General features: G+C 68.3%; 16 protein-coding genes and 1 other RNA gene. 6 read left to right on the top strand and 11 right to left on the bottom strand.

Features of this window, described 5'->3' with window-relative positions; all coding sequences use genetic code 11:
- Nucleotides 1-427: 427 nt before the first annotated feature.
- Nucleotides 428-6,562 carry an autotransporter domain-containing protein gene (locus tag AC06FE_RS07885; RefSeq protein WP_478072729.1) on the top strand — a complete coding sequence of 2,045 codons (6,135 nt, stop codon included), beginning with the start codon at nucleotides 428-430 and terminating at the stop codon, nucleotides 6,560-6,562.
- 50 nt (nucleotides 6,563-6,612) lie between these two features.
- Here the strand turns inward: AC06FE_RS07885 and AC06FE_RS07880 are convergent, their stop codons facing one another.
- Complete coding sequence (locus AC06FE_RS07880; protein WP_478072728.1) at nucleotides 6,613-7,206, bottom strand: HAD-IA family hydrolase; 594 nt, start codon at nucleotides 7,204-7,206, stop codon at nucleotides 6,613-6,615.
- A 194-nt stretch (nucleotides 7,207-7,400) separates the two neighbouring features.
- Between AC06FE_RS07880 and azu the strand changes: the two genes are divergently transcribed.
- Nucleotides 7,401-7,793 carry an azurin gene (azu, locus tag AC06FE_RS07875; protein ID WP_478072884.1) on the top strand — a complete coding sequence of 131 codons (393 nt, stop codon included), beginning with the start codon at nucleotides 7,401-7,403 and terminating at the stop codon, nucleotides 7,791-7,793.
- Between the two features lie 219 nt (nucleotides 7,794-8,012).
- On the opposite strand, the gene hemL is transcribed toward azu, so the two are convergent.
- Both hemL and thiE read right to left on the bottom strand, forming a co-directional pair.
- Nucleotides 8,013-9,305, bottom strand: a complete 1,293-nt coding sequence (gene hemL / locus AC06FE_RS07870; RefSeq protein WP_192287539.1) for a glutamate-1-semialdehyde 2,1-aminomutase — start codon at nucleotides 9,303-9,305, stop codon at nucleotides 8,013-8,015.
- A gap of 186 nt (nucleotides 9,306-9,491) precedes the next feature.
- Nucleotides 9,492-10,121: a thiamine phosphate synthase gene (gene thiE / locus AC06FE_RS07865; protein ID WP_446540070.1), complete on the bottom strand. Its 630-nt coding sequence runs from the start codon at nucleotides 10,119-10,121 to the stop codon at nucleotides 9,492-9,494.
- Between the two features lie 68 nt (nucleotides 10,122-10,189).
- Between thiE and AC06FE_RS07860 the strand changes: the two genes are divergently transcribed.
- Entirely contained in the window at nucleotides 10,190-10,381 is a 192-nt protein-coding gene (locus AC06FE_RS07860; RefSeq protein WP_132865487.1) for a rubredoxin, read from the top strand.
- Between the two features lie 155 nt (nucleotides 10,382-10,536).
- On the opposite strand, the gene AC06FE_RS07855 is transcribed toward AC06FE_RS07860, so the two are convergent.
- From AC06FE_RS07855 to AC06FE_RS07820, 8 genes are all read right to left on the bottom strand, one after another.
- The gene (locus tag AC06FE_RS07855) at nucleotides 10,537-11,385 is read right to left on the bottom strand and encodes a SirB1 family protein (RefSeq protein ID WP_192287537.1); all 849 of its coding nucleotides are present in this window, start codon (nucleotides 11,383-11,385) and stop codon (nucleotides 10,537-10,539) included.
- Nucleotides 11,386-11,439: 54 nt separating this feature from the next.
- Entirely contained in the window at nucleotides 11,440-11,892 is a 453-nt protein-coding gene (locus AC06FE_RS07850) for a DUF192 domain-containing protein (RefSeq protein WP_132865485.1), read from the bottom strand.
- Nucleotides 11,893-11,971: 79 nt separating this feature from the next.
- Entirely contained in the window at nucleotides 11,972-12,619 is a 648-nt protein-coding gene (gene rpiA, locus AC06FE_RS07845; RefSeq protein ID WP_132865484.1) for a ribose-5-phosphate isomerase RpiA, read from the bottom strand.
- A 139-nt stretch (nucleotides 12,620-12,758) separates the two neighbouring features.
- Nucleotides 12,759-13,241, bottom strand: coding sequence for an EVE domain-containing protein (locus AC06FE_RS07840; RefSeq protein ID WP_132865483.1), 483 nt, complete (start codon nucleotides 13,239-13,241; stop codon nucleotides 12,759-12,761).
- The gene (locus AC06FE_RS07835; RefSeq protein WP_132865482.1) at nucleotides 13,238-13,828 is read right to left on the bottom strand and encodes a 5-formyltetrahydrofolate cyclo-ligase; all 591 of its coding nucleotides are present in this window, start codon (nucleotides 13,826-13,828) and stop codon (nucleotides 13,238-13,240) included. Before AC06FE_RS07835 ends, AC06FE_RS07840 begins: the two co-directional genes overlap by 4 nt.
- A 199-nt stretch (nucleotides 13,829-14,027) precedes the next feature.
- Nucleotides 14,028-14,212, bottom strand: a non-coding RNA gene (ssrS, locus tag AC06FE_RS07830) — 6S RNA.
- Between the two features lie 85 nt (nucleotides 14,213-14,297).
- The gene (locus AC06FE_RS07825; protein WP_132865481.1) at nucleotides 14,298-14,597 is read right to left on the bottom strand and encodes a cell division protein ZapA; all 300 of its coding nucleotides are present in this window, start codon (nucleotides 14,595-14,597) and stop codon (nucleotides 14,298-14,300) included.
- Nucleotides 14,594-14,815 carry a TIGR02449 family protein gene (locus AC06FE_RS07820; protein ID WP_132866209.1) on the bottom strand — a complete coding sequence of 74 codons (222 nt, stop codon included), beginning with the start codon at nucleotides 14,813-14,815 and terminating at the stop codon, nucleotides 14,594-14,596. Before AC06FE_RS07820 ends, AC06FE_RS07825 begins: the two co-directional genes overlap by 4 nt.
- Nucleotides 14,816-14,942: 127 nt before the next feature.
- Here AC06FE_RS07820 and AC06FE_RS07815 point away from each other — a divergent pair, with 127 nt between their 5' ends.
- The 3 genes from AC06FE_RS07815 to AC06FE_RS07805 all read left to right on the top strand — a co-directional run bounded on the left by AC06FE_RS07815 (nucleotide 14,943) and on the right by AC06FE_RS07805 (nucleotide 18,919).
- Nucleotides 14,943-15,488, top strand: a complete 546-nt coding sequence (locus tag AC06FE_RS07815; protein ID WP_192287535.1) for a YecA/YgfB family protein — start codon at nucleotides 14,943-14,945, stop codon at nucleotides 15,486-15,488.
- Nucleotides 15,489-15,496: 8 nt separating this feature from the next.
- Nucleotides 15,497-16,822 carry a Xaa-Pro aminopeptidase gene (pepP, locus tag AC06FE_RS07810; RefSeq protein ID WP_132865479.1) on the top strand — a complete coding sequence of 442 codons (1,326 nt, stop codon included), beginning with the start codon at nucleotides 15,497-15,499 and terminating at the stop codon, nucleotides 16,820-16,822.
- 111 nt (nucleotides 16,823-16,933) lie between these two features.
- Complete coding sequence (locus AC06FE_RS07805) at nucleotides 16,934-18,919, top strand: MGH1-like glycoside hydrolase domain-containing protein (RefSeq protein WP_478072727.1); 1,986 nt, start codon at nucleotides 16,934-16,936, stop codon at nucleotides 18,917-18,919.
- Nucleotides 18,920-18,960: the final 41 nt, after the last annotated feature.

The following is an 18,960-nucleotide window of genomic DNA, read 5'->3' as shown; positions in this document are numbered from 1 at the left end:
GGCAGGGTGCGATGCACCCTGCCTTTTTCTTGCCCACTTACGAGCGGGGGCGCTCGGTTGGGCAGGCAATGGCGAGAACCCGGATGCACTACAGTGCGGCCGGGTCAGGCCGATGTATTGGCTGGCTTGGCGGATTCGAGCCGATGGGGCATGCCGCTGGCAGCTTCCGCTCCCCCGGGAGGAGCGTGATTGGATTTCCCCGGTTTCTACGGTTGATTGGATAAGAGCGTTCTCATGGTCGGGCACCCGCTGGGTGGGCCGTCTTCGGGTGTGGTTGTCAACAGGGGGAAATTGTATGCATCAGGCGAGTCGGCTCTTGGCAGGGAGCGGAACGGTTGCGCGTTGGTTGGCGGCATGGCAGCCGGAATCGGCTCGCCATGCATATGGCCGCGCGCATGGGCTGACGGGAGGGTGCGTCGCGCTGGTATTGGCGCTGCTGCTGTGCGTCCCGCAGCTGGCCCATGCCGTGCCCACCGACATCCAGCTCAGCAACCAGTCCGTGGGCGTCGGAGGCGGCTTCAATGCGACGGTGGGAACGTTCTCCACCAGTGATGCGGGGGTGGGCGAGACCTTCACGTACACGCTGGTGACGGGGGCGGGCGACACCGACAACCCGGCCTTCCAGATCTCCGGCAACAGCCTGCTGGCCAACAATCCATCGACGTTCACCCCAGGGACGCAGAAGAGCGTCCGCGTCCGCAGCACCAATTCGCAGAACGCCACTTACGAGAAGGCGTTCACCATTTCGGTGATGTCGCTGCCGGTGATCCAGTCGGTGGCGCCCAATGCGGGGCCGACGGGGGGCGGCATGACGGTGAGCATCGTGGGCAGCGGCTTCGCTGCTGCCAACCTGACCGGGGCGGTGAAATTCGGCGCCAGCACGGCCGGCTATGTCATCAACAGCGACACGTCGATCAACGCCACCTCCCCGGCGAACGCAGCGGGCACCTACGACATCACCGTCACCACGCCCAACGGAACCAGCACGACCCACTTCGGGGACCAGTACACGTATGTGCCCGCGCCGACCGTGACCGCGGTGTCCTCCACCGCCGGTCCGACCGTTGGCGGTGACACGGTGATCCTCACCGGTACCGGTTTCTCTGCCGCGCCGGCAACGGGCGCGGTGCAGTTTGGTGGTGCCACTGCCATCTACATCATCAACAGCAACACGCAGATCACCGCCATCGCGCCAGCCAATGCGCCCGGTACCTACAACATCAGGGTGAGCACGCCGGGTGGCGCCAGCGCGCCCGCTACCGCGAACATGTACACGTATGTCGCCGCGCCCACGGTGACCACGGTGTCGCCCGCCTCCGGGCCAAGCGTCGGCGGCACCACGGTGACCATCATCGGCAGCGGTTTCGCTGCCGCTCCGGGAACCGGTGCGGTGTGGTTTGGTGGGGCCGCTGCCAGCTACACCATCAACAGCAACACACAGATCACCGCCACCGCGCCGGCCAACCTGGTCGGCAACTATCACGTCACGGTGACCACACCGGGCGGTACCAGTGCGACCAGTGGCGCGAACCAGTACAGCTACCTGGACGTACCGGTCGCAAGTTCGTTCACGTCCGCGGCGGTGACCTACAACGCCAGCGGCGTGCCGCTCAGCCTGGCCGGCCATGCCACCCACGCGCCGACAAACTATGCCGTCGGCTCCACCACCACCGCGCAGGGGGGCTCGGTGGCGGTCGATCCGGCGGGGCTGGTGATGTACTTCGCGCCGATCGGCTTCCGCGGCAATGACAGCTTCACCTTCACCGCGACCAACTCGAGTGGTACCTCCGCTCCGGCCACGGTCACCGTGCCGGTCAGCAACCCGGTGCTGTCCTCGACGTTGATCGGCAACGGGACACGGGGCGTCGCGCTGTCGGGCGTGCAGATCAGCACGTCCGGTGGCAGGGCGCCCTACAACTGCTCGAACCTGTTGGCCACGGGCGCGCTGCCCGCGGGCACCCAGCTCAACACCGACTGCACGATCAGTGGCACGCCGGCGGCCAGCGGTACCTTCAACTTCACCGCCACGGTGACCGACAGCACGCTCGGCATCGGGCCCTTCTCGCAGACCACCGGCGCGCTGTCGCTGACGATCGCCGCGCCGGTGCTGAGCCTGTCGCCGGCGTCCGGCGCGTTGCCGGGTGGCGCTGCCGGTGTCGCCTATTCGCAGACCTTCACCGCCAACGGCGGCACCACGCCCTACGTGTATGCGCGAACGTCCGGCGCGGTTCCGCCGGGCCTGACCCTGGCGGACGGCACGCTGTCGGGTACGCCGACCGTCGCCGGAACCTACAACTTCGACATCACCGTCACCGACGCTTCCAGCGCCGGCAGTGGCGGCCCCTACAGCCGGGTGCAGTCCTACAGTGTCAGCGTGGCCCAGGGCAGCCAGACGATCACGTTCAATGCGCTGCCCAATGTCTCGCTCAGCGCCTCGCCGCTGGCGCTGTCGGCCACCGCATCCTCGGGTCTCACGGTCGGTTTCACCTCGATCACGATGGGGGTCTGCTCGGTCGTCGGTACCTCGGTGACCCTGCTGCAGCCGGGTACCTGCTCGATCATCGCCAGCCAGGACGGCGATGCCGGCTGGGCCCCTGCGGCTGACGTCGTGCGGAGTTTCACGGTGACGCCGGCGAACCTGGTGCTCAACGCCGGCGCGGCGTCCGCTCCGCGCGTGGGGGACAACTACAGCCAGAGCAATGTGGCAACCGGCGGTGCCGCGCCCTATACCTATGCGCTGAACGCCGGCGCGTTGGTGCCGGGCACCTCGCTCAACATGTCGACCGGACTGGTGTCGGGCACGCCGACCGTCGCCGGCAGCTTCGCCTATCAGCTCCGGGTCACCGACAGCCAGGCTCCATCCGCCATCGCGGTCGGCGCGATCGTCAGCGTGACGATCGCCAAGGGCAACCAGACGGTCGGCTTCATGCCATCGCTGCCCAGCCTGGTGCAGGTGGGCGGGGCGCCCTACAGCGTGACCGCGGTGGCAAGTTCGGGATTGACGCCGACGGTGTCGCTGGCTGCAGGCAGCAGTGGCTGCGTGCTTGCGGGCGGCACGCTGACCTTCACTGCTGTCGGCACCTGCATGATCAACGCCAACCAGGCGGGCGACAGCAACTGGAACGCGGCCGCGCAGGCCCAGCACAGCATCAACATCGGTGCGGCCGGCGGCATCGCCGCAGCGGTCGATTTCTCACCCGGTCAGATCGGTGTCGGCGCGGCCGGACAGGTCACGATCACCTTCACCAATCCGAATGCATCGAGCAGCCCCGCCTTCAGCGTGCTGCTTACTTCGCCGGTGCTCGTCTCGCGGATTCCCGCGGTACCGGGGGGGAGCTGCCTGGTCGGCTCCGCATCGGTGCCGAGCATGAACACCGTGCAGCTCACCAATGTGGTGGTGCCGGCGGGCAGCTGCACCGTCACCTTCGGCTACAACGGGACCACGGCGGGTTCCGCCATGGGGTTCGTGCTGGGCGCGTTCACGCCCAGCGGCTATCCGACCACGCAGTCGACGATCGGCAACAGCTTCGCCGTCGTGCCGACGGTCAGCACCATCTCGCCCAATGCCGGTCCGGCCAGCCAGGTGGTCACGATCAGTGGCACCGGTTTCAGCACGACGCCGGGCAACAACCTGGTCAGTTTCGGCGGCGCCGGCAACGGCACCGTCACGGCAGCGTCGGCCACCTCGCTGACGGTCACCACACCGGCGGCCGGCAGCGGCCCGGTTGCGGTGACCGTCGCGGTGAACGGCCAGGCCAGTACCAGCAACGCCACCTACACCTTCATCGACAAGCCGGTGGCCGCGGACACGACCGGCGTCACGGTGCCGTACAACAGCACCGGCACGGCGATCGACCTCTCCGGCGCGATCACCGGCACGCACCACAGCATCGCGATCGGCAGCGCGGCGGCACATGGCACCACCAGCGTCGCTGGCGATGTGGTGACCTACACGCCCACGGCCGGCTACTTCGGCACGGACAGCTTCACCTTTACGGCCACCGGGACCGGTGGCACGTCCAACATCGCCACGGTAAGCCTGACCGTCGCCACCCCCGCCGCGCCGGTTGCTGCGGACAGGGCGGTGATGGTGCCGTATCAGAGCCCGGGTACACCGATCGATCTGGCGTCCTCGATCACCGGCGTGCACGCCGCGATCGCCATCTCCACCGCACCGCAGCACGGCACCGCCAGCATCGCCGGCGATGTAGTCAGCTACGTGCCCGCACCCGGTTATTCGGGCCCGGACACCTTCACCTATGTCGCCACCGGCCCCGGCGGAACCTCCGCGCCGGCGCGGGTCAGCCTGACCGTGAGCGTGCCGCCCCTGGAACTGGGCCCGACCAGCCTGGCAGCGGCCACCGCGTCCAACGCCTACACGCAGCGCGTGACCGCCAGTGGCGGTACGGCGCCGTACACCTATGCGGCCAGCACATTGCCTACCGGTCTGGTCCTGTCGGCCGATGGTGAGTTGTCCGGCGTGCCCACCGGCGCGGGCAGCTTTGGCTTTGACATCACCGTCACCGACAGCAGCACCGGCGCCGGTCCGTTCTCCGTGACCCGCCACTACACGCTGGTGGTGGCAGCGCCCAGCCTGCAGCTGGACCCGGCACTGCCGCCGGCCACCGCCGACGTGGGCTACCAGCAGCAGCTCGGTGCCAGCGGGGGGACCCGCCCGTACCGCTTCAGTCTGTCCAGCGGCGCGTTGCCGCCGGGCCTGACGCTGCTCGAGTCCGGCCGCATCGAAGGTGAGCCCAGCGCGGCCGGAAACTACGACTTCAGCGTGCAGGTCACCGACGCGAACGGCTTCACCGGTGTGCAGGCCTATCATTTCCAGGTGCAGGCCGGCGCGCAGGTGATCTCCGCCTTCGTCGCCACGCCGGCCGAACCGGTCTACGTGCAGGGCGGCAGCTTCACCCTGGGCGCCAACGGGGGCGGTTCGGGCAACCCGGTCAGCTTCGCCTCCAGCACGCCGGCGGTGTGCACGGTCAGCGGGACGACGGTGACGATGCTCGCTGCCGGCACCTGCGGGCTGACCGCCGACCAGGCCGGCAACGCGATGTACCAGGCGGCCACGCAGGTCCGGCTGGACGTGAACATCGCGGTGGGGACGCCGCAGCTGTCCTGGCTGGGCGACCTGACCCGGACCCAGGGCGAGGATGCCTTCGAACTGCCGGCACCGCATAGCAGCAGTCCCGGTGCCTTCAGCTATGCCAGCAGCAACCCGGCGGTGGCCACGATCAGCGGGCGTACCGTCACCCTGGTCGGTGAGGGCACCACCGTGCTGGTGGCGACCCAGGCGGCGACCAACAACTTCGCCGCGGCCACGGTGCAGCTGCAGCTGACCGTCAATGCTCGCCCCGATCCGACCCATGACGGGCAGGTCAGTGGTGGCTTGCAGGCGCAGGTCGATGCCAGCGTGCGCTTTGCCCAGGTGCAGGGAGACAACATCCGCGCGCGCCTGCGCCAGGTACGCAGCGGTACCAACGCCAGCAACTTCAACTTCGCGCTGGCCTATGCGGGCAGCCAGCAGTCCTCGGGCCTGACCCTGCCGGTCGGCCAGGCGGCGGAGGCGGCGCTGCCGGCCTTGCCGCAGGGCTGGGGGCTGTGGCTGGCCGGTACCGCCACCTTCGGCAAGGTTGGCCGCAACGGGCGCGCGGGCGGTGGCTTCGATTTCGACACCGGCGGCATCACTCTCGGCGCCGACCGCGCGGTGGGCGAGAACCTGTTGTTCGGCATGGCCGGCAGTTGGGGCCGGCAGGGCACCGACTTCGATGGCAGCCCTTCCAAGGCCGATGCCGACCAGCTTTCGCTGGCGGCCTATGGGCTGTGGCGGCTGGGCGAGCACCTGTTCGTGGACGGCCTGCTGGCCAACGGCCGGCTGGACTTCGACCTGACCCGCTGGAGCGAGCCGGCCAATGCCAGCGCACAGGCCTCGCGCAAGGGAGACCAGTGGTTCGGGTCACTGACGGTCGGCTATGAGCATCGCCATGCCAACGGCATGAGCGTGACCGGGTATGGCCGCTACGACGGCCACCGCGCGACCCTGGATGGCTACCGCGAGCATGGGCTGGGCATCTACGACCTGGACTATGGCCGCCAGCGCGTGGACAACAGTGCCTTGGCGGTGGGCCTGGAAGGCAGCCTGAGCTTCAAGCGCGAGCGGCTGAACTGGCGTCCGTACTGGAGCATCGAGTACCGCAGCGCATTGGAGAACCGCGGTGATGTCGCGATGAACTACGTGCAGCGGCCGCAGGGCTCCGATTACGTGCTGGCGATGCGCAGCTACAACGACGACATGCTGGCGCTGGGGGCGGGGATGGACCTGCAGCTGGACAGCGGCTGGATGTTCTCGCTGCTGCTCGGGCACGAGCAGGGCCGCAATGCGATGCGCAGCAATAGCATTGGCCTGCAGGTGCGGTTCGGCCAGCAGGGTGCCAGCGTGCCGATGTTCGGCGAAGGCGATGAGCTCGGCGTCGGCGATGGCGCACGTCGTCGCTGCCATGGCGACGCGGCGACGTGTACGGCGTCCGGTAGCGGGAGCGGGACGCCCTTGCCGTGATGCGTAGGATCGCGCCGGCGGTGGCCGGCGCGATCAGCCAGCGATGCCGTTCAGAGCAGGCGGTGGCGCTGCAACAGCCGCCGCAACGACTGCGCGTGATAGGCGGTATCGGCCAGCAGGCCTGCCGCACGCGCGCCCTGCACGTTGCGGAACAAGTGATCCACGAGCAACGTGCGCGACGGCGGGCAGCCGAGCATGTCGCAGGCGGCTTGATAGGTGGCGGGATCAGGCTTGCGCATACCTAGTTGGGCGCTGCCCAGCACCCGGATGTCCGGCAGCAGTTGCGCGATGAGCGGCAACGTCAGCGCGCCATTGTTGGTCAGGACCGCAACGCGCACGTGGGCTGGAATGCGACCGAGCAGGGCAATGCAGTCACGCCGCGGCGTGCTCGCCGCTCGGCGTGCGGCCAGCCAGTCCTTGGCCTGCAGCGTGCTGCCCAGTGCATCGTTCAGCGCCTCCAGCAATGCCCCGCCGGCCAATGCACCGCGGGCATGGGCAAGTTCCAACGATTGTCCGCGCAGCACGGCATCCAGTTGCGGTGATTCGACGCCCGCGGCGGTTGCCAGCACCTGCAGGAACCGACGGTGGTCGTAGTCGGCCAGCAGGCCATCGAAGTCGAGCAGCAGTGCATGGGGAGCAGGCATCAAGGCGGGGGCAGGTGGGATGGAGGGGAAGTATCGACGCGCGCGCCGGTTCCTGCATCCCTGCGACATCCCGTCGCAGGTGCCATCCGCGCAGCTTGCCTAGAATCACCGCAACCCACGTATTCACGGAGTTGTGCTTGAAGCGTTATTCCCTGCTGTTGGCCCTTGCGGTCCTGTTGCCCGCCGCACCCGCCATGGCCCGCACCTGTGCGGTGACCATCGAGGGCAATGACCGCATGCAGTTCTCGTTGCCGGAAATCCGTGTTGCCGCCGATTGCACCCAGGTCGACCTGACGCTGCGCCACACCGGCAAGCTGGGCGCCACGGCGATGGGCCACAACTGGGTGCTGACCCGTACGCCGGACTTCCAGCCGGTGGCCACGGCCGGCATGCGCGCGACGTTGGCCGACAGTTATCTGCCGAAGAACGATGCGCGGGTGATCGCGTTCACGCCGGTGATCGGTGGTGGCCAGACCACCCGGGTGCGCTTCCCGACCAGCAAATTGGCGCGCGGGGGGGACTACACCTTCTTCTGCTCGTTCCCGGGGCATTGGGGACTGATGAAGGGCAAGCTCGTTTTCGGCTGAGCGGGCTGTGGTAGCAGCACACGTGGAGCGGCCCTCATCCGCCCTGCGGGCACCTTCTCCCGTAGACGGGAGAAGGGATGGGGGCAGCGTGAGCGCCAGGGATGCTGCACGATTTCAGTTCGCGATAGACCAAGCCCTTCTCCCGCACGCGGGAGAAGGTGCCCGCAGGGCGGATGAGGGAGGGCTTTCGCCTTTCTATCTGCAGATCGTGCCGCAGGCTCAGCCCGCTGCCACCACCTTGAACGCCTCGCGCGCTGCAACCAGCGTGGCCTCGATCACCGCATCATCGTGCGCGCTGGACAGGAAGCCGGCTTCGTACGCCGACGGTGCCAGGAACACACCACGCTCCAGCATCGCGTGGAAGAAGCGGTTGAACGCCGGGATGTCGCAGGCAGTGGCCTGCGCATACGTTTCCACCTTCTCATCGGTGAAGAACAGGCCGAACATCGCGCCGACGCGATTGGTGGTGACCGAAACACCGGCATCGCGCGCAGCCGCTTCCAGCCCATCGCACAGCTTGGCGGTGGCCGCAGTGAGGCGGTCATGGAAGCCGGGTTCCTGGATCAGCTGCAACATCGCCAAACCAGCCGCCATCGCCACCGGATTGCCGCTGAGCGTGCCGGCCTGGTAGATCGGGCCGGCCGGGGCGATCTGCGACAACAATTCGCGACGGCCGCCATACGCGCCCACCGGCATGCCGCCGCCGATGATCTTGCCGAAGGTGGTCAGGTCCGGGGTGATGCCGTAATGCGCCTGCGCACCGCCCAGGGCGACGCGGAAGCCGGTCATCACTTCGTCGAAGATCAGCAGCGCGCCGTACTGCGTACACAGTGCGCGCAGGTGCTGCAGGTAGCCATCGCGCGGTGGGATGCAGTTGGCGTTGCCGACCACCGGTTCGATGATCAGGCCGGCGATGTCCGTGCCCTGCTGTTCGAACAGCGTGGTGGCCGCCTCGAAATCGTTGTAGGGCAGGGTGAGGGTGAGTTCGCTCAGCCCGGCCGGCACGCCCGGTGAGGTCGGCACGCCCAGGGTCAGCATGCCGCTGCCGGCCTTGACCAGGAACGAATCGCCATGGCCGTGGTAGCAGCCCTCGAACTTCACGATCTTGTTGCGGCCGGTGGCGCCACGTGCCAGTCGAATGGCCGACAAGGTGGCTTCGGTACCGGAGTTGACCATGCGCACCATCTCGCACGACGGCACCAGCGCGGTGATGGTCTCGGCCATGGTCACTTCGGCGGGGCACGGCGCACCGAACGACAAGCCATTGCCGATGGCCTGCTGCACGGCGTCGCGCACGGCCGGATGGTTGTGGCCGACGATCATCGGGCCCCATGAGCCGACGTAATCGATGTAGCGGTTGCCATCGACGTCATGCAGGTAGGCGCCGTCGGCGCGTTCCACGAAGAACGGTTCACCGCCGACCGACTTGAACGCGCGCACCGGTGAATTGACACCACCTGGCAGCAGCGTCTGGGCGCGCGCGAACAGGGCGTGGGATTGGGCGTGGTTCATGGGTAACTCCTCTGTAAGGTTCCAACAGCGTTGAAGCGCGCGGATTCAAAGCCCCTCTCCCGCTTGCGGGAGAGGGGGGGGAGGGGGCTTCCAGGCGCAAAAAGCTCCCCTCATCCGCCCCTTCGGGGCACCTTCTCCCGCCGACGGGAGAAGGGAAAAGCCGTGCCTTTCAGCTGTCAGGTGAATTCAATCAGTGTGGAAACAGCGCCGGTACGCCTGCAACGCAGCCACCGGATCATCCTCGGCGAACACGCCGCTGATGATCGCGAGCAGGTCCGCACCGGCTTCGACAACGGGCCTTGCATTGTCCGGGGTCAGCCCACCGATCGCCACCCGCGGCACGCCCAGTGCGGCGCTTTGTCGCAGCAGGTCGGTGCTTGCGCGGCGGGGAGTGACCTTGCTGCGGCTGGGGAAGAATGCGCCGAAGGCGACGTAGCTGGCCCCGGCCTGCACGGCACGTTCGGCCAGGGCCAGTTCGTCGTAGCAGGAGGCGCCGATGATGGCCTGCGGCCCGAGCAGGGCGCGGGCCGCGGCGATGTCGCCATCGTCCTCGCCCAGGTGCACGCCGGCGGCACCGACCTGCTGCGCCAGCGCCGCATCGTCGTTGATGATCAGCGGCACCCCGGCCGCGCTGCACAGCGCCTGCAATGCCGTGGCCTGGGCCAGCCGGGTCGGGCCATCCACCGCCTTGTTGCGGTACTGCAGCCAGGTGGTGCCGGCCAGCAGTGGCTGCACGCGCGCGAGCAGGCGCGCGCTGTCGGTTTCGTCGGGGGTGATCAGGTACACGCCGCGGGCGGCGGGAGAAGCTGGGGACATGATGGCTACCGGTACGGCGGCGGGAGTGTGACAATCAACGCCGTTTCTCATTGCGGCGATTATCCCCGATGTCTGATGCCACGGCCTCCACCTTCCGCAACTGGATGTGCGTCGTCTGCGGTTTCATCTACCGTGAGGCCGATGGGCTGCCGGAAGAGGGCATCGCCCCGGGCACGCGCTGGGAGGACGTGCCCGACACCTGGACCTGCCCGGACTGCGGCGTGACCAAGGACGACTTCGAGATGGTCGAGCTGGACTGAGCCCCGGCAGGGGCGACCTTGGCCGCGGAGCCGGCGGTGGCTCCGGTGACGGCAGGCGCGGGCCTGCGGGTCGCAGGTAACCTCCTCGGGAGGGTTGGCGTTGCTTGCAGCTCCGGGGCGGTACCGGCTTCGCGGCCGAGGCCGCTCCTGCGGGATCAGTGCAGTTTGGGGCGCTCGCCGCCCAGCTCGACCAGGCGGTCGCGGATGCTGGCCGCGTCACTGGCCTCCGGTTCCATCTTCAGGTAGCGCGCCAGGTCGGCGCGGGCGCCGGCCAGGTGTTCCAACTGCAGGTAGGCCAGGCCACGGTCGCGTACCGCATCGGCCTGTTCGGGGGCCAGCTTGAGGACGCGGTCGGCACTGCGCGCGGCGCGGTCCCATTCCCCGCGCTCGGCGTACACGCCATACAGGTTGCGCAGCATGCGCATCAGGATCGCGCGGTGCGGGGCCGGGTCCAGGATCTGCGCCAGCACGCTGTCGTCCGGTGCCTGCCCGCCCAGGTTGGTGCGCGCCCGCTCGCGCAGTTCATCCACGCCGAGCGGGCGACCGCCGTTGAACGGGTCCATGATCAGCACGCCGTCATCCACCGGCAGCCGCACCAGGAAATGGCCGGGGAAGGAAATGCCTTCCAGCGGCAGGCCCAGCCGGCGCGCGACCTCGATTTGTACCATCGCCAAGGAGATCGGGTTGCCCAGGCGCCGCTCGAACACCTCGTTGAGGTAGCTGTTGCGCGGGTCGTAGTACTCGTCGTTGTTGCCGCTGTAGCCCACCTCGTTGAACAGGTGGTGGTTGATGGCGGCGATCTTCAGCGGCCACTCGCGAGTGGCGTCCACCTCCACGCGCAGGTGGTCGGCATGGGCCTGCAGCAGGCGCTCGTAGGCGGCCGGATCCAGCTCGGGATACTCGTCACGGGCAATCAGCAGCGCGGTCGGCAGCAGTGGCAGGGCGTCATCGGCCAAGGTGGCCAGCTCGTCCCAGTGCGGAAGGGTGATGCGTGTATCAGACATGCCCCAAGACTGTGGGCAAAGCCCGGCCGGTTCAAGGCCGGGCGCCGGGACGGTTCAATCCGCCTTGGGGATGCCCGGGCCGAAGGTCAGCTCGGCGCCATCCTCCAGCTTCAACCGGGCAGCCTGGCCTGCATTCAGCTCCAGCACGTAGCGGGCCGGCTTGAAGCTGGGGTAGGGCGGGCACATGTCGCCGGCCGAGCACGGCGGCACGTCGCGCTGCTGGCTGACCAGGCGGCGCTGGCTGTCGAAGTACAGGATGTCCAGCGGGATGCGGGTGTTCTTCATCCAGTACGCCTGTGGTTCCTCGAAGTCATGGATGAACAGCATGCCGCTGCCGGTATCCATCTGGTCGCGGAACATCAGGCCGCGGGCGCGGGTTTCATCGTTCTGGGCCAGTTCCACCTGGTAACGGGTACCGGCCAGTTCCACCCAATGCTTGCCATCGGCGCTGGCGCAGCCGGCGAGGGTCAGCAGGGAGAGCAGCAACAGGGAGCGCAGTAGGGACATGGAAGGCTCTGTCGGGAAGGAGTGGGTGGCAGTGCGGGGCGAGGGACGGCCGTGGCCTGTCCCCGGGCCCCGCATAAGGTCAAAGCACCTGCGGCGGTTCGCCGCCGACGATCACCACGTCGGCCGGCCGGCGCGCGAACAGGCCCACGGTGACCACGCCCGGGATCTGGTTGAGCTGCTGTTCCAGCTTGACCGGATCGGTGATGGACAGGTTGTGGATGTCCAGGATCAGGTTGCCGTTGTCGGTGACCACGCCGTCGCGCCACACCGGCTGGCCGCCGGTCAGGGCCATGATCTCGCGGGCGACCAGGCTGCGTGCCATCGGGATCACTTCCACCGGCAGCGGGAACTTGCCCAGCACCTTGACCTGCTTGCTCGGGTCGACGATGCAGACGAACTGCTTGCTGGCCTCGGCGATGATCTTCTCGCGGGTCAGCGCGGCACCACCGCCCTTGATCAGGTTCTTGTTGCCGTCGCACTCGTCGGCGCCGTCCACGTACAGCGACAGGCCGCCGGTGTGGTTCAGGTCCAGCACCTCGATGCCGTGGCCCTTGAGCAGGGCGGTGCTCTGGTCCGAACTGGATACCGCGCCTTCGATCTGGTCCTTGATGCGGGCCAGTGCCTCGATGAAGTAGGCGACGGTGGAGCCGGTACCGACACCGACGATCATTCCCTTCTGGACGTACTCGATGGCTTTTTCGGCGGCCAGGCGCTTGGCTTCGGACATGGTGGGACTCGATGGAGTTGGAGGAATGCGTGGAGCGGGTAGGAGCGGGCTTGCCCGCGAAGCCGGTGTCGCCAACGCTTGCATGCATACCCGCAGCGGGAACAGCGCATGCTTCGCGGCCGAGGCCGCTCCTACGGGGTCAGCTTGATTTCTTTTCCAGCGACAGCAGGCGCTTCCACTGCGCGGCGGTGACCGGGAACACCGACAGCCGGTTGCCCTTGGCGGTCAGCGGAAAGCCTTCGCCCAGTTCGTCGGCATGCAGCTTGATCTCGTCCAGCGCGATCACCTGCGCCAGCTTGCGCTCGAAGGCCACGTCCACCAGCATCCAGCGCGGTTCCTCGCGCGTGCTCTTGGGGTCGTGGTAATCGGATTTGGGGTCGAACTGGGTGTCGTCCGGGTAGGCCTCGCTGGCCACCGTGGCCAGGCCGACGATGCCCGGCACCTTGGTATTGGAGTGGTAGAACAGGATGCCGTCGCCGACCTTCATCCCATCGCGCATGAAATTGCGCGCTTGGTAGTTGCGCACGCCATTCCACGGTTCGGTGCCCACGCGCTGCAGGTCATCGATGGAAAAGGCGTCCGGTTCGGACTTCATCAGCCAGTAGCGCTTGCGGGCGGTCATGCGTTCAACGGTTCCGGGTAGAGAGTGGCCTGCTCGGTACAGATCGCATCGACCGCCACGTCCCAGTCCTCGACCGGCAGCGACGGCACCTGCTGGGCGGAAAAACCAACCCCGACCAACCACGGCGGCGCGGCCTGGCGCTGCCGGAATGCGAAGCTGCGATCATACCAGCCGCCCCCCATCCCCAGCCGCCGGCCGTGCGGATCAAAGCCCACCAGCGGCGCAACGACCAGCGCCATTTCTTCCGGGTGCAGCGCCGTGGAAGGGTCCACGGCGGGCTCGGGAATGCCATAGCGGTTGCTGACCAGTGGCTGCCCGGGCCGCCACGGCGCAAAGCGCAGCCGTTTGCCGTGCAGTACCGGCAGGCAGTAGGTCTGCTGCGGCGGCAACTGCATCTGCCAGCGGTGCAGCGCGATTTCCCCATCCATCGCCCAGTAGCCTGCGACATGGCCGCTGGCGTGGGCAAAGGGCAGGGCAAGCAGGTGCGCGGCCAGTGCTTCGGCGGCGGCGATGCGGTCGGCGGCGGGAATATCACGGCGGCGCTGGCGCAGCTGTTGGCGCAGCCGTTGGCGAGGATCGTCAGTCATCGACACAGGGTATCGGAATCAGGACCTGAAGCCCCTCTCCCGCAGGCGGGAGAGGGGTTGGGGAGAGGGCAATGGCGCAGCCTCATGCAGCTGGTCTCACCGGGTTCTTCCCGCACCCTCATCCGCCCTCCGGGCACCTTCTCCCGGTGGGAGAAGGACAAAAAAGAACGGCGCCCATTGGGCGCCGTTCTGGAATATTGCATTCTCCGCGGTGACGATGCGTGCGAAACGACCTTGAACCCGGGGTTCAAGTGGGAGCGTTGGGGGGCCATCGGGCTTCCCGCTACAAGGCGGACTTGCACACCCGGCTCCGTCGCGCCCCCGTGGTCGTCATTAAGGGACAAGGCGAATGTTTGCACACGCCGTCGTTCACAGCAGAGAACGCGGGGCCAGTATAGCGGGGTTGCGTGCGCGGGGGCAGTCTTTTTGCCCGTCCGGCGAGTTCATCTGGCTTAGCCGCTCAGACTGTTCAACGGGCGTTGTCGATGGCGATGTCCAGGCGCCGGTTCAGATCGTTCAGCGCGCTCTGGAAACGCTGCTGCTGGGCAGCCTGCTCGTCGCGCACCTGCTGCAGTTCATGGGCCAGGTTGAGCGCGGCCAGCACCGCCACGCGGTCGACCGCCGCCATGCGGTTGCTGCCGCGGATCTCGCGCATCTTCTGGTCGAGCATGCGCGCGGCGGCGGCAAGGCTGTCGCGTTCGTCCGGCTCCACGCCGACGGTGTACTCACGGTCAAGGAGGCGGACGCTGACCGGCTCGTTCTGGCTCACGTGTGCTGCTCCAGCGACTTGAGGCGGGTGATCATGGCTTCCACCCGCGAGCGGGCCTGTTCGTTCTTGGTCAGCAACTGCGAGCGCTCGGCGATCAGCTGCTCCTGCTGTTGGCGCAGGCTGCGGTTCTCGTCGGCCAGCCGCTGGTTGCGCTCGAGCAGCAGCTCGAGGCGGGCGGCGAGGGCGACCAGTTGGCCGGCGGGATCGAAGGCATCCATGGTCGGCACGATAGGCATGCAGGCAGGGGCCGGTCAAGGAGGGCAACACCGCGTGGTTGCTACACTGTGCAGCCGCTGCCGCGCACGGCGTGGTGGCGATCCTTTTCCCGCTTTACAGACCCGTGACATGACCGATCTTCCTGTCGTCAACGACATCCTCCAGGCCAGCCAGTCGCTGGGCCTGGGTGCTTCCCCGGCCGAACTCCACGGCGCGCTGGCCGGCTGGCTTGCCGCCGGCGGTGATGACCTGCCGGACTGGCCGGCCAAGGTGCTGGCCGACGACAACCTGCCGGCACTGGAGCCGGGCAGCGTGCTGGACCGGTTGCGACAGGCCACCGTGGCGCAGCTGGAAGACCGCGACTTCGCCTTCGAGCTGGTCCTGGCCGACGCCTCGGCCCCGCTGCAGGTGCGCACCGATGCCCTGTTCGAATGGTGCCGCGCGTTCCTGGGCGGTTTTGGCCTGGCCTCGGGCAAGCGCCCGGCGCTGAGCGAGGAGGGTGAAGAGGCCCTGCAGGACTTGGCACGCCTGGCGCAGTCCTCCAGTGACCAGTTCGACAGCGCCGACGAGGACGAGGACGCGCTGGCCGAGATCGAGGAGTTCGTGCGCGTGGCGGCGCTGCTGCTGCACGGCGACTGCGTGATGGGCTCGCGGCACCGCCAGCGCCTGAACTGAGGAGCGGCATGAAGCGCCTGTCCGGGATCACCCCCGCCGAGTACGCCCGCCGCCGTCGCCAGCTGATGGAAGCGGCCGGCGATGACGCCATCCTGGTGCTGCCCGCCGCCCCCGAGCGCGTGCGCAGCCACGATACGTTCTATCCGTACCGGCAGGATTCGGACTTCTGGTACCTGAGCGGGTTCCAGGAGCCGGAGGCGGTGCTGGTGCTGATCCCGGGGCGTCGCCACGGCGAGAGCATCCTGTTCTGCCGCGAGCGCGACCCGGACCGCGAAGCGTGGGACGGCCCGCGTGCCGGCCAGGACGGCGCGGTATCGCGCTACGGGATGGACGACGCCTATCCCATCGAGGACCTGGACGAAATCCTGCCGGGCCTGCTGGAAGGCCGCTCGCGGGTGTACTACCACTTTGGCCGCGACGCGGACTTCGACCTGAAGCTGATCGGCTGGGTGAACCGGGTGCGCTCGCAGGTGCGGCACGGCGCGCAGCCGCCGCACGAATTCCTGGAGCTGGGCCACCTGCTGCACGAGCAACGCCTGTACAAGTCCGACGACGAGATCGCGCTGATGCAGACCGCGGCGGACATCAGCGTGCGGGCCCACCGTGCCGCGATGCGCGTCGCCCGCCCGGGCATCCACGAGTACGAACTGCAGGCCGAGCTGGAACGCGAGTTCCGCGCCAGTGATGCGTGGCCGGCGTACAACAGCATCGTCGGTGCCGGTGCCAACGGCTGCGTGCTGCACTACCGCGACAACAACGGCGGCAGCCGCGAGGGCGACCTGGTGCTGATCGACGCCGGCGCCGAGTTCCGCGGTTACGCCAGCGACATCACCCGCACGTTCCCGGTCAACGGCCGCTTCAGCACGGAGCAGCGCCTGCTGCACGAGCTGGTGCTGTCCGCGCAGGCGGCGGCGCTGGAGCAGGCGCGGCCGGGCATCGCCTACGAGGAAGGCCACCTGGCCGCGGTGGAGGTGCTGACCGAGGGGCTGCTGCGGCTGGGGCTGCTCAAGGGCGACCTGGAAGAGAACATCATCGAGCGCCATTACCAGCGCTTCTACCGGCACAAGACCGGGCACTGGCTGGGGCTGGACGTGCACGACGTGGGCGACTACCGGGTGGCCGGCGAGTCGCGCCTGCTGGAACCGGGCATGGTGTTCACGATCGAGCCGGGCCTGTACATCTCGCCGGACGATCGCGACGTGGAGCCGCGCTGGCGCGGCATCGGCATCCGCATCGAGGACGATGTGCTGATCACCGCAGCGGGGCACCACGTGCTGACCGGTGCGCTGGAGCGCAGCGCCGAGGAGATCGAAGCGTTCATGGCGCGACGTTGAGGCCGCGCCAGGGCCATGGGGAGCATGGCCCTGCGAAGTTGCGGAAGCCGTCGCTGCCGCCTGCGTGGCCGAACGCTTAGACTCCCCGGTTCGATCCACGGGGGACAACCGATGAGTGCCACCACACACCTGCGCCGGCTGCTGGCCGCGGCATTGATCCTTGCACTTTCCGGGCCAGCCGTTGCGGCACCGCCGGTGGCCGATGCCGCCGTCGATGTGCTGGACATGCATGGCACGCCGGCCAGTGCGGCCGATCGCGGCTTCAACATCTTCTTCGATGCCGGCGCCTGGCATGGCTACAGCCTGCCGCTTGCCAGCGACGCCGGCAGTGGTTTCTCCGGGCCCTTCGTGCACAGCATCGGCGCCGGGCGCTGGGCGGGACGGCGGCTCGCGCAGGTGACGCTGGCCCCGCCCGGAGGCGGCGCGGTGATCACGCTGCGCGAAGTCGGCAGCCAAGCCGGGCCGGGCTACCTGCAGCGCCATTTCCAGGGCCAGGGCCTGCAACTGCGGCAGACCCTGTTCTTCGCCGATGCGCAGCGCGCGCTGGTGCGCATCGAGCTGGAATCGTCGACCTCGCGCGCGTTGGACGTGGCGGTGGAGAACGAAGCGATGCTGGCGCCGGGGGATCGGCTCGTGCTGCATTCCGGTGCGGTGACGCAGACGTTCGCCGGCAGCGCCGAGACCGTGCTGACCCGCCTGCACCAGGACGTTGTGCAGCTGCTGCCACGGCAGGCGCGCAACCAGGTCGTCTTCGCGTCGAGCCAGCCGGTGCAGCTGGAGGCGGCGAAGCCACTGGTGCTGGTGCTGGAACAGCAGTTGTCGGCAGGGCCGGGACCGGCCGTCGAGGTCGACGCCGACGCCGCCTGGTCACGCAACCGCGCGCGCTGGAACGGCTACCTGCAGGCGATCAAACCCAGCCACGTGCCGGGCGTGCCGGATGCGACCGCGCAGCGCATCGCGCTGAAGGCCGTGCAGACCCTGATCGGCAACTGGCGCGCGGCGCGCGGCGACCTGCGCCACGACGGGGTGATTCCCTCCTACTCGGCCGATTACTTCAACGGCTTCTGGGCATGGGATTCGTGGAAGCACGCGGTCGCGCTGGCCCATTTCGCACCGGACCTGGCGCGTGACCAGATGCGCGCGATGTTCGACTACCAGGCCGCCAACGGCATGGTCGCCGACAGCGTCTACCTCGATGCGAAGGAGAACAACTGGCGCAACACCAAGCCGCCGCTGGCTGCCTGGGCGACGCTGGAAATCCACCGTGCCACCGGCGATGCCGGTTTCGTCGCCGAGATGTACGACAAGCTGGTGCGCTATCACCATTGGTGGTTCGCCGAGCGCGACCACGACCACAACGGCCTGGCCGAATTCGGTGCCACCGACGGCACCCGCTTGGCCGCCGCGTGGGAAAGCGGCATGGACAACGCGGTGCGCTTCGATGACGCGAAGATGCTGCGCAACGGCGAGAACGCCTGGTCGCTGGACCAGGAGTCGGTCGACCTCAACGCCTATCTCTATCGCGAGAAGCTGGACCTGGCGGCATTGGCCGGCGTGCTGGGCAAGCCGGACGAACGCGATGCCTGGCTGCGTGATGCCGAGGCGATGAAGCAGCGCATCGGTGCGCGCTTCCACGATGCCGAGGCGGGCTGGTTCTTCGATGCGCGGCTGGGCAGTGGTGCGCATATCCGGGTGTTCGGCTCGGAGGGCTGGACGCCGTTGTGGGCGGGGCTGGCCAGTGATGCACAGGCGCGTGGGGTGATCGCCACGATGCTGGATCCGAAGCGTTTCGCCACGCCGATGCCGCTGCCCACGCTGGCGGCCGATGATCCGCGCTTCTCGCCGATCAAGGGCTACTGGCGCGGGCCGCTGTGGCTGGACCAGGCGCGATTCGGAGTCGAAGCCCTGCGCCGCCATGGCCACGTGCGCGAGGCCGACCAGCTGACCGCACGCCTGCTGTTGAATGCCGAGGGGCTGGATGCGCAGGCGCCGATGTACGAGAACTACGACCCGACCACCGGCAAGGGCTACCAGGCGCGCAACTTCAGCTGGTCGGCGGCGAGTTACCTGTGGCTGCTGGGCGTGGGACGCGAGTGAGGGTGGGCGGCGGGCCTGCCTGGCGCGCCCCGTCGTCGAAG

Source organism: Stenotrophomonas sp. Steno-C18 (genome assembly GCF_056393195.1).
The sequence above is the reverse complement of the archived record's forward strand: the minus strand, read 5'-3'. Positions and strand labels throughout refer to the sequence as shown.